The sequence below is a fragment of the Streptomyces mutabilis genome (assembly GCF_046628145.1).
GTDB classification, from domain to species: Bacteria; Actinomycetota; Actinomycetes; order Streptomycetales; family Streptomycetaceae; genus Streptomyces; species Streptomyces mutabilis.
In genome coordinates this window covers 7353436-7367399 of the sequence record NZ_CP176874.1, presented here as the reverse complement: position 1 = coordinate 7367399, position 13964 = coordinate 7353436, and the positions used below count along the sequence as shown (strand labels likewise).

12 protein-coding genes are annotated in these 13964 nt (G+C 74.2%); 10 read left to right on the top strand and 2 right to left on the bottom strand.

All coding sequences use genetic code 11. The features are described from left to right. Window positions 1-27: 27 nt before the first annotated feature. Window positions 28-1566, top strand: a complete 1539-nt coding sequence (locus tag ACLIN4_RS33080; RefSeq protein ID WP_307651654.1) for a CYTH and CHAD domain-containing protein — start codon at window positions 28-30, stop codon at window positions 1564-1566. A gap of 127 nt (window positions 1567-1693) precedes the next feature. Here ACLIN4_RS33080 and ACLIN4_RS33075 read toward each other — a convergent pair whose 3' ends face one another. Next, window positions 1694-2095, bottom strand: a complete 402-nt coding sequence (locus ACLIN4_RS33075) for a hypothetical protein (RefSeq protein WP_289909964.1) — start codon at window positions 2093-2095, stop codon at window positions 1694-1696. A 128-nt stretch (window positions 2096-2223) separates the two neighbouring features. Beyond that, the gene (locus tag ACLIN4_RS33070) at window positions 2224-3282 is read right to left on the bottom strand and encodes an aldo/keto reductase (protein WP_290014032.1); all 1059 of its coding nucleotides are present in this window, start codon (window positions 3280-3282) and stop codon (window positions 2224-2226) included. A gap of 143 nt (window positions 3283-3425) precedes the next feature. Between ACLIN4_RS33070 and ACLIN4_RS33065 the strand changes: the two genes are divergently transcribed. From ACLIN4_RS33065 to ACLIN4_RS33025, 9 genes are all read left to right on the top strand, one after another. After that, a complete protein-coding gene (locus ACLIN4_RS33065; protein ID WP_191885174.1) occupies window positions 3426-4046 on the top strand; it encodes a TetR/AcrR family transcriptional regulator in 621 nt (206 codons plus the stop codon). A gap of 245 nt (window positions 4047-4291) precedes the next feature. Further along, window positions 4292-4819 (top strand): hypothetical protein, encoded by a 528-nt coding sequence (locus ACLIN4_RS33060; RefSeq protein WP_289909970.1) that lies wholly within the window; start codon window positions 4292-4294, stop codon window positions 4817-4819. A gap of 453 nt (window positions 4820-5272) precedes the next feature. After that, window positions 5273-7411 carry a hypothetical protein gene (locus ACLIN4_RS33055; protein ID WP_411576505.1) on the top strand — a complete coding sequence of 713 codons (2139 nt, stop codon included), beginning with the start codon at window positions 5273-5275 and terminating at the stop codon, window positions 7409-7411. A 73-nt stretch (window positions 7412-7484) separates the two neighbouring features. Next, window positions 7485-9008, top strand: coding sequence for a GT4 family glycosyltransferase PelF (gene pelF, locus ACLIN4_RS33050; RefSeq protein ID WP_107480134.1), 1524 nt, complete (start codon window positions 7485-7487; stop codon window positions 9006-9008). Beyond that, a complete protein-coding gene (locus ACLIN4_RS33045; protein WP_411576504.1) occupies window positions 9005-10414 on the top strand; it encodes a hypothetical protein in 1410 nt (469 codons plus the stop codon). The genes pelF and ACLIN4_RS33045 overlap by 4 nt, the downstream gene beginning before the upstream one ends. Window positions 10415-10566: 152 nt before the next feature. Beyond that, window positions 10567-11568 carry a GDP-mannose 4,6-dehydratase gene (locus ACLIN4_RS33040; protein ID WP_107480133.1) on the top strand — a complete coding sequence of 334 codons (1002 nt, stop codon included), beginning with the start codon at window positions 10567-10569 and terminating at the stop codon, window positions 11566-11568. 46 nt (window positions 11569-11614) lie between these two features. After that, window positions 11615-12328, top strand: a complete 714-nt coding sequence (locus tag ACLIN4_RS33035) for a nucleotidyltransferase family protein (protein WP_107480132.1) — start codon at window positions 11615-11617, stop codon at window positions 12326-12328. Window positions 12329-12335: 7 nt separating this feature from the next. Further along, window positions 12336-13262 (top strand): NAD-dependent epimerase/dehydratase family protein, encoded by a 927-nt coding sequence (locus tag ACLIN4_RS33030; RefSeq protein WP_411576503.1) that lies wholly within the window; start codon window positions 12336-12338, stop codon window positions 13260-13262. Continuing rightward, window positions 13259-13921 (top strand): spherulation-specific family 4 protein, encoded by a 663-nt coding sequence (locus ACLIN4_RS33025; protein WP_100047886.1) that lies wholly within the window; start codon window positions 13259-13261, stop codon window positions 13919-13921. Before ACLIN4_RS33030 ends, ACLIN4_RS33025 begins: the two co-directional genes overlap by 4 nt. Window positions 13922-13964: the final 43 nt, after the last annotated feature.

The following is a 13964-nucleotide window of genomic DNA, read 5'->3' as shown; positions in this document are numbered from 1 at the left end:
CCGGCGGATACCGTCCAGGGTGACAGCATGACCCAGTCGAAGCGCGAGACAGAGCGAAAGTACGAGCCCTCCTGCCCCGGCGTCGACGGACTGCCGGACCTCAGCGGTGCCGGGCCCGTGGCCTCGGTCACCGCGGCCGGGGTCGAGGAGCTGGACGCGGTGTACCACGACACCGCCGACCTGCGGCTGGCCGGTTCCTCGGCGACGTTGCGCCGCCGCACGGGCGGGCCGGACGCCGGCTGGCACCTGAAGCTGCCGCTCACCGGGGACACCCGGGAGGAGATGCGGTCACCCTTGTCCGACGACGTGCCGGAGGCGCTGCGCGAGCTGCTCCTGTCCCGCACCCGGGGTGCGCGGCTGCGTCCGGTGGTGCGGATCCGGTCGACCCGTACGGTGCGCCACCTGCGGGACGCCGAGGGCGCGGTGCTGGCGGAGCTGAGCTTCGACGAGGTGCGCGCCGACTCACTGCTGCCCGGCGGCGGCCGTGCCGAGTGGCGGGAAGTGGAGGTCGAACTGGCCGACGGGGTGCGGGCCGAACTGCTCGACACCGTGGAGAAGAGGTTCCGCAAGAAGGGGATCACCCGGGCGGACAGTCCCTCGAAGTTCGTCCGGGCGCTGCGGGACACCGGGGCCGCGGCGGAGGGCGCACCGAAGTACGCGCATGCCGCCTCGACGGCTCCCGGTTCCCCCGGCCGGTACGTGCTCGCGTACCTGGAGCAGCAGGTCGCCACGCTGGTGGCCCTGGATCCGGCGGCCCGGCGTGACCTGCCCGACGGGGTGCACCGGATGCGTGTCACCTGTCGTCGTCTGCGCAGTTGCCTGCGCTCCTACCGCTCGGTGCTGGACCGGCGGGTCACCGACCCGGTGCGCGCGGAACTGAAGTGGCTGGCCGGTGAGCTGGGGGTGGCGCGGGATCAGGAGGTGCTGCGCGAGCGTCTGGGCGCCGAGCTCGCCGGGCTGCCCGGCGCCCTGGTGCTCGGTCCGGCCGCCGCCCGGCTGCGGGTGTGGGACGTGTCGCGGAGCGAGGAGAGCAGGGCGCACGTCCGCGAGGCCCTGGCCTCGGACCGCTATCTGCGTCTCCTGGACGCACTGGACGGCCTGCTCCGACAGCCGCCCCTGCGCGCCGGGGCCGCGGGCAAGCCCGCCCGGACGATGGCCGGGGCGGTGCTGAAGGAGTACGACCGCCTGGCCGGACACGTGGAACACGCGCTGGGACTGCCGCCGGGGCCGTCCCGGGACGCGGCGCTGCACCAGGCGCGCAAGGAGGCGAAGAAGGTGCGCTACGCCGCGGAGGTCGCGCGTCCGGTGCTCGGCAAGCCCGTCAAGCGCCTCGGCAAGCGCGCCAAGGCGGTGCAGCAACTACTGGGCGACCACCAGGACTCCGTCGTGGCCCAGGAGACGCTGCGGGAACTGGCCGTGACCGCGCACGCCGCGGGAGAGACCTCGTTCACCTGGGGAGTCCTGCTCGGCCAGGAACGGGCGGGGGCCCGCGCGCGCGAGGAGGAGCTGCCGTCGGTGTGGCGGACCGTGTCGGATCCCGCGCTCCGGTCCGCTCTACCGCAGTGATCGCAGCGCGGCACGGGCCGACCGCGCCACCGGGAGCCGGGCCGGACGGCGGCGCTCTCCCGCCCCGGCGCCGGTGGCGCTCCGGTCGGCGTCGAGGCGGTCGGCTCCTCCGGTACCGTCCGTCCGCTCAGGCCGCCCGCGCCCTGACCCGCGCCTCGCGTGCGGTCGCGGGTGCGGGTGCGGGCGCCGCCGTCCCGGCCCGGACGGCGGTGACGCGGTGGGTGGTCCGGGCCGGATCGGTCAGCGGCTCGCCCAGGGCGATCCGGCCGGCGGCGTACAGCCTGTCGCACTCGGCCGTGGGCAGCGCCGCGTAGCAGCCGCCCCGGCCGGTGGCCGAGTCCAGTGGCCGCCAGTAGCTGTATCTGCGCCGCCCGCCCTCGCGCACGGTCACGAACACGGGGGTACGCGCGTCGGCGACGATGCGCAGGACGTCGGCCTCGGCGGCGCTGAGCGGGCCGCACTGGCGGGGCCCGCGGCGACGGGTCGCCCGTGGGTCGGCGGTCTGCGCGTGAACGGCGGTAAGCGGCATCGGCTGCGGCCTTTCCGGGACAGGGGACTCGAGACCGCCTACCCGCTCCGGCCGGTGTTGATCTCGCTTGCCCGCATTGTTGTGCACGGCACTGACAATGGGGGCCCGCACCGCCGGAGAGCCACGGGTCAGGCCCTTGATGGGGCCACGTGGCGCAGTGGGTGGGGGTTGAGACGGGCGAAGCCCTCCTGTCGTTCGTACGGGAAGTACGGGTAGGGGGCCGTCGTGGCGCTCGCCGCGTCGAGCCTGGCCACCTGCTCCTCGGTCAGGCTCCAGCCGACGGCGCCGAGATTCTGCCGCAACTGCTCCTCGTTGCGGGCGCCGATGATGACCGAGGAGACGGTCGGGCGGCGCAGCAGCCAGTTGATCGCGATCTGCGGCACGGTGCGGCCGGTCTCCTCGGCGACGGCGTCCAGGGCGTCGACCACCTGGTACAGGAGTTCGTCCGGCACGGGCGGCCCGTAGTCGGCGGTGGCGTGCAGCCGGCTGCCGGCCGGGAGCGGGGTGCCGCGGCGGATACGGCCGGTGAGCCGGCCCCAGCCGAGCGGGCTCCAGACCACGGCACCGACGCCCTGGTCGAGACCGAGCGGCATCAGCTCCCACTCGTAGTCCCGGCCGACGAGGGAGTAGTAGACCTGATGTGCCGCGTAGCGCTGGTGTCCGTGGGTGTCGGCGTCGGCCAGTGACTTCATCAGCTGCCAGCCGCTGAAGTTGGAGACCCCGGTGTAGCGGAGCTTGCCGGCCCGCACGAGGTCGTCGAGGGTGGCGAGCACTTCCTCGACCGGTGTCCCCGCGTCGAAGGCGTGCAGTTGGAAGAGGTCGATGTGGTCCGTGCCGAGGCGGCGCAGGGCCCCGTCGACAGCGGTGATCAGGCGTGCGCGTGAGGTGCCCGCGTCGGCGGGTCCGTCGCCCGTGGGCAGTCCCGCCTTGGTGGAGATGATCACTTGGTCGCGCCGGCCCCGGATCGCGGCGCCGAGCACCTCCTCGGACGCTCCGCCGGAGTAGACGTCGGCGGTGTCGAACATGGTCACCCCCGCCTCCAGGCAGATGTCCACCAGCCGGCGGGCCTCCGCGGCGTCCGTGGTGCCCCAGGCTCCGAAGAGCTCACCCCGGCCGCCGAACGTGCCCGCGCCGAAGCTCAGCGCCGGGACCATGAGCCCGGAGGCCCCCAGTCTCCTGAATTCCATGACCGTTCCCCTTCGTCAGGCCGTCTCCGACGTGGCGACGGTGTGCGTCACGTGGCGGGCGGCGATCCTTAACGGGCTGATCGTCCCGTTAAGATACTGAGAGACTAACAGGGACGAGCAACTAATGGAACCGGAGTACCGTTATGACGCCTGAAGCCGTGAGCCCGGGCACCGTCCGCCCCGGAGGGCGGACCGCGCGCGTGCGCTCCGCCGTCCTGCGGGCCGCGGGCGACGCGCTGGCCGAGCACGGGCTGGCCGGCCTCGACCTGGCCGACGTGGCCCTGCGCGCGGAGGTCGGCAGGACCACGGTCTACCGCCGCTGGGGGACCCCGGTCGGCCTCGTCGCCGACCTGCTCGCCGACATGGCGGAGCAGTCACTCCCCCGCACGGAGACCGGCACCCTCCTCGGCGACCTGCGCGCGAACGCCCGTCTCGTGCAGCGCACCCTGGCCGACCCGCGCCAGGGCGCGCTCTTCAAGTCGGTGATCGCCGCCGCGACCTGCGACACCCAGGCGGCTGCCGCCCTCCACCGGTTCTACGAGATCCGGGTCTCGGAGTGGGAGCCCTGCGCCCGGCAGGCCGTCGAGCGGGGCGAACTGCCCGAGGGCACCGACACCCGCGAGGTGATCCGCGCCGTCTCCGCCCCCCTGTACTACCGCCTGCTCACCACCGCCGAGCCGCTCGACGAGGCGGCCGCGGACCGTGCCGCCGACGCCGCGGCCGCCGCGGCACGGGCGGGCGCCTTCGTCGGACCGGCGCGCTGAGGGGTAGCCGGGGCGGCCGACGGACACCGGGAATCCGCCATTGCCGCCGGGACGTCCGACCGGCGGTCCGGTGCGGGACGGCACGGGCCGGGCCCGTGTCCTGTCATGGGCGAACACCGACCGCCACACGTCGTGAAGGCGTCGTCACACGCCCTTCACCGCACGCACACTTCCGGCCGACCCGCGTTCTCCGCGATCCGTACGGTGCAGACGGTGCGCCGGGGCCGTGCCTAGTCTCCCGGGCCATGCGATCCACACGAACGAGACGCTTCGGTCTCGCCACGATCATCGCCCTCGCCCTCACCCTGTTCGGTCTGGCGCCCTCCGCGAGCGCGGCCGACCCCGCCCCGGCCGAGCTGACGTTCACCACCGACGCGGCGACCACCCAGCCGGGCGGCACGGTGAACCTGTCGATGACCGTCAAGAACAACAAGACGTACGACATCTGGTTCGTGTACCAGACGATCGACCCGACCTGGCTGACCACCCAGCGACCCGACCTCAAGTACGCGTTCACCGGATGCAGCCTGGCCTCGGAGACCGGCGCGGTCCCGTGCTCCGGCACCGGACCCGCCGACCTCGGCACAAACTACGGCGCCACCGTTCCGCCCGGCCAGAGCCGTACCGTCACCCTGACCCTCCAGGTCGCCGCGGACTCCGGCTGCAACGGCAACATCGGCTTCTACTCGTACTTCTACGCCGAGTTCAGCGACAGCACGAGTATCAACGGCGGCCCGGTCTACACGCCCGAGACCCGCGTCCTGTGCGCCTGACCCCACGCCTGACCGCACCCTGACCACCGACGGCGGCCGGCCCGGGCAGTCCGGCCGCCGTCGGCGCGACCGCGTCCACATTGACTTGATCTCGCTCCGCCCCCGGCCGACACACTGGCCGAGACCACTGACGGCCACACCCCACGGAGGCCGTCGTTCCGCCGCCACCGCTTTCGGGCACCCGGCAGCACACGGGCCCGACGGCACGATCCGCCTCGCCGCGCCCGGCGTTCACCGGACGCCCGCGACCCTGCCTGTTCCCGGCAAATGGACACATGCTCTTTTCCGTCAAGTTCCGCAGCAGGCACACAAAAACTCCACACACGCATCACTATGTGATCCGACGGAAACGTCGACGACCGGCGTCTCAGGGGGGCGGCGGCGTGGTCACGGGGTGGGGCGGGCTCCCGCAGGAGCCTGTTCACCCCTGCCCGGGGGAGGGAATCTCACCGCATGAAGCGGACCATACGCACCACGGCGCTCGCGGCGGGCGCGCTGATCGCGTCACTCGGTCTACCGGCCGGGCCGGTCCACGCCGACGCCCCGGCCCCGCGCGTCGACCTGCGGGTGCTGGTCGTGAGCGACGGCGGGCCGGCCACCGACGCAATCGCCGCCGAGCTGGAGACCGCGGGCACGCCGTACACCGAGGTCGACCTGCGGGACGCCGACCGGCCCGTGATCGACGCCGGGTTCCTCGCGGACGCCGTGGACGGTCGACCGCGCGCCAGGTACCAGGCCGTCGTCCTGCCCAACGACAACCCCTTCCCGGCGGGCTCCGCCGAGATGACCGCGCTCGCCGACTACGAGCGGACGTACGCGATCCCGCAGGTCGACGCCTACACCTACGCACGCCCCGAGGTCGGGCTCCAGCCCGCCGTCGGCACCGGGTACGCCGGGGGCGTCGACGGCGTCCGGGCCGAGGTGACTCAGGCGGGGCTGACCGGCCCCTTCGGCTACCTGGACGGAGCCGTTCCGTTCGAGGACAACTCCCCCACCGTGGACGAGTCCTACGCCTACCTCTCGACACCCGCGCCGGGTGCCGACTTCGTGCCCTACGTCCAGGCGGCGATCCCCGGCCGGGCGACGAAGGGCTCCCTGGTGGGCGAGTACCGGCACGACGGGCGGCGCGAACTCGTCGTCACCTTCGTCTACAACCGGCACCAGCAGCAGTTCCGGCTGCTCGCCCGGGGCATCGTGGAGTGGATGACCGGCGGGGTCCACCTCGGCGCCGACCGCAACTACTTCGCCGTGCACGTCGACGACGTCTTCGCGGCCGACGACCGCTGGGACACCGAGCTGAACTGCACGCCGGGAGACGTGGACTGCCCGCCGGGCGAGGGCACGCCCGACCCCATCCGCATGGTCCCGGCCGACGTCGACCACGCGGTCGCCTGGCAGGAGAGCCGGGACTTCACCCTCGACCTGGCCTACAACGGCTCCGGGAGCGTCGACCACCGCCAGGACAACGGCGGCGCGGACCCCCTCGCCGACGAGTTCATCGCCGACCGGAGCCGGTTCCGCTGGATCAACCACACCTACACGCACGCCTTCCTGGGCTGCCGGCAGGACACGGACGTCGTCCCGTGGAAGTGCGCGACCGACCCCGACGGCAGCACCCAGTGGATGAGCCGGAACGAGATCGTCGACGAGATCGCCACCAACCGGGTCTGGGGCGAGAACGCCGGACTGCCGCTGGAGAACGACGAGTTGGTGACCGGCGAGCACTCCGGTCTGAAGGTCGCCCCGCAGCAGCCCGAGGACAACCCCAACCTGGGCCCCGCCCTCACGGACACCGGCATCGCCTGGCTCGCCTCGGACAACTCCCGCGACCCCGTACAGCGGCAGGTCGGCAGCGCCACGACGGTCTCCCGCTACCCGATGAACGTCTTCTACAACGCGGGCCGGGCGGCCGAGCAGGTCGACGAGTACAACTGGATCTACACCGGCCGCGCCCAGGGCGGCAGCGGGATCTGCGAGGACAATCCCGCCACGTCCACCTGCCTGGCCGAACCGCTGGACCCGGCCACGGGCTACGCCGAGCACATCGTGCCGCTGGAGACGCGCATCGCGCTCGGACACGTCCTGTCCAACGACCCCAGACCGCACTTCATCCACCAGTCCAACCTCGCCGAGGACCGCATCGCCTACCCCGTTCTCGACGGCGTACTGGATAGCTACGACGGCCTGTTCGCCGACAGTGCCCCCGTGGTGAACCTCCGCATGGCGGACATCGGCGCCGAGATGCAGCGCCGCGCCGCCTGGCGGGGCGCGGTCGACGCCGGCCGCGTCACCGCGTACCGCGTCGGTGACACCGTGACCGTGCGGGCGCCGGACGGCGTGGCCGTGACGGCGACGATGCCCGTCGGCACCCGCCAGGGCGACACGGACTTCGGCGACGCCTACGCCGGCACGCTCTCCGGCTGGACGCCCGCACCCGGCGGGACACTCGCCCTCACCCTGCCGTCCTCGGCCGCCGTTCCCGGCGCACCGGCCGGGCCCACGACCGGCACGGAACCCGTCGCGACCACCGCACCCCGCACCCGGGTACCGGCCGGCGTGAGCGAACCGGTGCCGTACGGCGCGGAACGCTGAGCGCCGCACCCCCCCTCAAGGCCAGCGCACCCACCCAAGGCCCGCACACCCACCTCGGCCGTGGAGCACATCCATGCACGTTCCCCACGGCGCCCGACGCTCCGGCGCGTCGCGCGTCACCCTGCTCACCGAAGGCACCTACCCGCACAGTCACGGCGGCGTGAGCGTCTGGTGCGACCAGCTCGTCACCGGCATGCCCGACCTCGACTTCGACGTCATCGCCGTCACCGGCACCGGCCGCGAACCACTGGTCTGGGACGTCCCCGCGCACGTCGGCCGGGTCGTCTCCGTCCCCATGTGGGGGCCCGCGCCGCAGGGAGCCGCGCCCCGCGGGCGGCGGCGCAACCGGCTCGCCGCCGACTACGAGCGATTCGTGACCGCGCTGCTCGATCCGCACGCGGAGGACGGCTTCGGCCCCGCGCTGTACCGGCTGGCGCGGGCCGCCGCGGACGGCGGGCTCGGTCCGTTCCTGCGCGGGGACCGGGCGATCGCCGTCCTCACCTCGGTATGGAACCGGCCGGGGCTGCCCGTGCGCGAGGCCCGGCCCACCCTGCACGACGCGGTGACCGCGACCGCGCTCCTGGAGCACGCCCTGCGACCGCTGGCCGCGCCGTACCCCGAACAGGGCGTGGCGCACGCGGTCAGCGGCGGCCTCGCCGTCCTGCCCGGCCTGGCCGCACTGGAGCGGCACGGGGTGCCCTTGCTGCTGACCGAGCACGGCGTCTACCTGCGCGAGCGCTACCTCGGCTACCGCACCGGCCCCTACCGCTGGCCCGTCAAGGCGCTGCTGCTCGGCTTCTTCCGGCTCCTGGCCGAGGAGACCTACCGCCGGGCGGCCCTGATCACCCCGGGCAACCGCTACAACCGCCTGTGGGAGGAGCGGGGCGGCGCCGCACCGGAGTCCATACGCACGGTCTACAACGGTGTCGACCCGGCCGCGTTCCCGCCCGCCGGCCCCGAGCCGGCGCAGCCGGTCCTCAGCTGGGCCGGACGGGTCGACCCGATCAAGGACCTGGAGACCCTGATCCGCGCCTTCGCCCTGGTGCGGGCCGAACTGCCCGATGCCCGGCTGCGGTTGTTCGGCGGCACGCCGCGCGGCGGCGAGGCCTACCGGGAGCGCTGTGAGGCGCTGGCGGCGGAACTCGGGCACGGGGACGCGGTCGCCTTCGAGGGCCGGGTCGAGGACATCAAGGACGCGTACGCCGCCGGGAACGTCGTGATGCTGTCCAGCATCAGCGAGGGATTCCCGTTCACGCTGATCGAGGCCATGTCGTGCGGGCGGGCGACCGTCTCCACGGACGTGGGCGGCGTCCGTGAGGCGGTCGGCGACACCGGGCTCGTGGTGCCGCCGCGCGATCCGGCCGCCATGGCCGCCGCGGCGCTGGAGCTGTTGCGCGACGCCGGGCGCCGCCGGGCGATGGGCGAGGCGGCCCGGCTCAGGGTGATCGAGCAGTTCACCCTCCGCCGGACCATCGACACCTTCCGGTCCATCTACCTGGAACTGTCGGCGTTCGGCGGCACCGCCCCGCGCACGGCGATCGCCGACGGACCGCTCGCGGCGGCGGCCGGGACACCGGTGAGGAGTGCGACCGGATGAGCGGTCCCATGGCCTTCGAACCGGGCGGCCCGGAACAGGACACGCTCGCCCTCCGGCTCGCCGACGAACGCGTCCCCGCCCCGCGCGGCTCCGACCGGCACACGCTCGCGCTCGTCCGTCCCGGCCACGACGTCCGGCGCGACGCGGTCGACCGGCTGGCCGCCGAGCTCGCCGACCGCGTCGCGCCCGCCGTCCACCCCTACGAGGTGGCCGCGCTGCTGGAGTCCGAGGGACTGACCGGGGAGGTGATCGCGGACCGGTACGGGCACCGCGACCTGTTCTCGCTCGCCACGGCCCTGTACGAGCGTGTGCCGCGCACCTTCCCGGACCCCCCGCGCCCCGCCGACCCCTGGCGGCCCGACCACGTGCGGTCCGCACTGCGGGGGGCGCTGTTCGCGCTGCCGGGCCTGGCCTACGCGCTCGCGGGTCGCCTGCTGCCCGCGGAGGGGACGGTGCGAGCACTGGTGGTGGCCGGCCTCCTCTCCTGGGCGTGGAACCAGGCGCTCGGCCACCGGACATACGCACGCCTGGCGACGGGGCGGCGGGAGGCCGGCCGCACCCTCGCGAAGGGAGCGCCCGTGGGTGCCGTCGCGGCGACCGCGGCCGGGCTGGCCCTCGCCGGGTCCGGGGCGTCGGCCCTGGCGGTGGCGGTCCAGTCGGGGTATCTCGCGGCGGCCGGTGTACTGCTGGTGCTGGGCCGGGAACGGCTCCTGCTGGCCGCGCTCGCACCGGTGATCGCCGGCGCGTCGGCGCTGCCGTGGTGGGAGCCCGGTGACGTCCTGCGGGCGGGGCTGCCCCTGCTGTCGCTCCTCGGCGCGGTGGCCGCGGCGGGGTGGGCGCTGCGCGGCGCCCTCGCGACCGCGCCGGCCGCGGACCCCGCCCGTCCGCACCCGCTGGATTCGCTGCCGTACGGCCTGTTCGGGCTGGCCGCCGGGTCGCTGGTGTTCCTGGCGGGGCGTCACCATCCGTGGGCGGTGGTGGTGCTGACGCTGAGCATGGGGCCGGCGGAGTGGCTGCTGTACCGGTACCGGGGCCTGTCGGTGGCGGCGCTGCGGGCCACGGCCACCCCGGCCGGCTTCCGGGTGCGGTCCGCCGCCGTCCTCGCCGGCTGCCTGCTGGCCTACCTCGGTCCGCTGCTGCCCGCCGCTCTGCTGGTGGACGCCGATCCCGTCACGCTGCTCCTGCTCGCGGCGGTGCTGTGGACCTCCCTGCTGCTCCAGGCCTTCGGCGTGGCCTGGACGCCGGCCCTCCTGTGTCTGGCGGCGGCCGCCGGCGCCGGCACGGTCGTCCTGGCCGGGCTCCCGCCGGGCCCGGCGACGGCCCTGGCCCTGTGCTGCGCAGTCGCCGCGCTCTGTCTCGCCGGGTGCGTGCTGCGGCTGCTGGGCCGGCCGGCGGCCCATGCGTGAGGCCTCGGCGGAACCGCCGTACCACCACCGCACCCGCGCGGGCGCCCCGACTCCCCTCGCCACCCACCGAACCCGCGCGAGCGACGTACCGCGCCTCGCCACCCACCGACCCACCGACCGACCCACCGACCCACCGACCGGAAGGACCCCGCGTGACCGCCACACCGCTCGCCGCCGTCACCGGAGCCGAGGGCTTCATCGGCTCCCACCTCACCGAGGCGCTCGTGGCCTCCGGGCACCGGGTGAGGGCCATGGCGCAGTACAACTCCTTCTCCTCCTACGGCTGGCTGGAGACCCTCTCCCCCGACGTCCTCGACCAGGTCGAGATCGTCCTCGGCGACGTACGCGACCCCGGCTCGGTCCGCGGTCTGGTCGAGGGCGCCGACTGCGTCTACCACCTGGCCGCCCTCATCGCGATCCCGTACTCCTACCAGGCACCGCACAGCTACGTGGACACCAACGTCACCGGCACCCTGAACGTGCTGGAGGCGGTGCGCGCCCAGGGCACGCCCCGGCTGGTGCACACCTCCACCAGCGAGACCTACGGCACCGCGCGGACCGTGCCGATCACCGAGGACCACCCGATCAACACCCAGTCGCCGTACGCCGCGTCCAAGGCGGGCGGGGACCGGCTGGCGGACAGCTACCACGCCAGTTTCGACACACCGGTGGTGACGCTGCGGCCGTTCAACACCTACGGGCCCCGGCAGTCCATGCGGGCGGTGATCCCGACCGTCATCGGCCAGGTGGCGGCCGGCGAGCGGACCATCACCCTCGGCGACCTGCGCCCCACCCGGGACTTCACCTTCGTCAAGGACACCGCGCAGGCGTTCCTCGCGGTCGGCACGGCGCCCGCCGAGCAGGTGGTGGGCCGCACCTTCAACGCCGGTACCGGCGGCGAGATCTCCGTCGGCGACCTGGTGGCGCTCATCGGCAAGGTGATGGACACCGCGCTCGACGTGCGCGAGGACGAGCGGCGACTGCGGCCCGCCAACTCCGAGGTGATGCGGCTGGTGGCGGACGCGACCCGGCTGCGGGCGGCGACCGGCTGGTCCCCGGCGCACGACCTGGTGCAGGGCCTCGCGCACACCGTGGAGTTCTTCCGCGACCCGGCCAACCTCGCCCGCTACAAGACCGGCATCTACAACATCTGACCGCGCCATCCGACTACGACCGGCACGTGACCCGAGGGGGAACCTCATGCACGCAGTGATCCTGGCCGGCGGCAAGGGCGTCCGGCTGCGCCCCTACACCACCGCGCTGCCCAAGCCGCTCGTGCCCATCGGCGACCAGCACGCCATCCTGGAGATAGTCCTGCGCCAGCTCGCCGGCGCCGGATTCACCGGCTGCACCATCGCCATAGGCCACCTCGGCGAGATCATCCGCGCCTACGTCGGCGACGGCTCGCAGTGGGGCCTGACCGTCGACTACTCCACCGAGGAGAGCCCGCTCGGGACGATGGGTCCGCTGCTCACCATGCGCGAGCGGCTGCCGGAGCACTTCCTGGTGATGAACGGCGACATCCTCACGGACCTCGACTACGCCGATGTCCTGCGCCGGCACCGTTCCTCGGACGCGCCGCTGACCATCGCCACGTACGCGAGGAAGGTGCACATCGACTTCGGCGTGCTGACCACCGACGCGAGCCGGGTCGTCGCCTTCACCGAGAAGCCGAGCATGGACTACCGCGTCTCCATGGGCGTGTACGGCCTGACCCGGTCGACCCTCGACGGCTACACCGCCGGACTGCCGCTGGGCTTCGACGAGTTGGTGCTGGACCTGCTCAAGGACGGCAACCCGCCGCATGCCTACGACTTCGACGGCTACTGGCTCGACATCGGCCGCCCCGACGACTACGACCGGGCCAACGCGGAGTTCACCAGCCGCAAGGCCCTGCTGCTCAAGGGAGCCTGAGCACCGCATGCGCATTCTCGTCCTGGGTTTCACCGGCTATCTGGGCGGCCACGTCGCCGAGCGACTGCGCGCCCTGCCCAGCGCGCGGGTCCTCGGCGGCGGCCGCTCCCCCGCCGCCGACGTGCCCGTCGACCTGGCCACCGACTCGGCCGAAGGGCTCGCGCGGGCGCTGGCCGAGGCGGACGTCGACACCGTCGTCAACTGCGCGGGCGCGACGGGCGGCGACCCCGTGGCGCTCGCCGAGCTCAACGCCCGCGGCCCCGCCGTGCTGTGCGCGGCACTGCGCCGGACGCGTCCCGCGGCCCGCCTGGTGCACCTGGGTTCCGCCGCCGAGTACGGGCCGAGCGCCGGACGGGTCGCCGTCGCGGAGTCGGCGCCCACCCGGCCCCTCACCGCGTACGGCGCCACCAAGCTGGCCGGCACCATCACCGTCGCCACCTCGGACCTGGACTCGGTGGTCCTGCGGGTCGGCAACCCGGTGGGCCCCGGCGCGCCCTCCACCGGCCTGCCGGGCCGGGTCACCGGACTGCTCCGTGCGGCCGGCCAGGACCCGGAGGCGGTGGTGCCGCTGGGCGACCTGTCGGCGTTCCGGGACTTCGTCGACGTACGCGACGTCGCGCGGGCGGCCGAGCGCGCCGTCACCGCGCCCGGCCCGCTGCCGCCCGTGCTCAACATCGGCGGCGGCGAGGCCGTGCCGGTGCGGCGGCTCGTGCGCACGCTCGCGGACATCGCCGGCTTCCGCGGCCGGATCGAGGAGCAGGGCGCCGGTTCCGCACGCTCGGAACCGGTCTCCTGGCAGTGCTCCGACATCACCGCCGCACGGGCCGCCCTCGACTGGTGGCCGTCGTACTCGCTGGACGAGTCGCTGGCCGCGCTGTGGTCGGCCGGCGCCCGGCCACCGTCCCGTGCCACGGAAGGCGACCGTCCGTCGTGAGCCTGCTGATCCCGCTGTACGTCCACCCGGCCGAGGACCCGGGCGCCTGGCACCGGCTCATCACGGCGGCCGACCGCACCTACGGCGTCGTCCTCAACCCCGCGAACGGGCCCGGCGACGCGCCCGATCCCGCCTTCGCCGCGGTGGCCGGCGCGCTGCGTACGGCGGGCGCCCGGCTGCTCGGCTACGTCGACACGGACTACGGTACGCGGGCGGCGGCCGAGGTCGCCGAGGACGCCCTGCGGCACCGCGAGTGGTACGGGGCCGACGGATGCTTTCTGGACCGGGTGAGTTCGGCGGCGACCGAACTCCCCGCGTACCGCGCCCTGGTGCGCGCGTTGCGCCGGCGGGGCTCGGCTCCCGTCGTCCTCAATCCGGGGGTTCACCCCGCACCGGGTTACGCCCGCATCGCCGATCTGGTCGTCACCTTCGAGGGCCCCTGGTCCGTCTACGTGTCCGCGTTCAGCCGGCCGGACTGGACGCTGCGGTACCGGCCGGAGCGGTTCTGCCACCTGGTGTACGGGGTCCCGGAGGCGCTGTCCCCGCTCGCCGTGCGCACCGCGCGGGAACGCGGGGCCGCGGTGTCGGGGCCGGTCACGGGCGGGCCGCCGAACCCGTGGGCGCGGCTGACACCCGTACTGACCGGGGTGGAGCCGTGAGGCACTGGGTCCGGGCGTGCGCCGCGCTGCTGCCTGAGCGGCA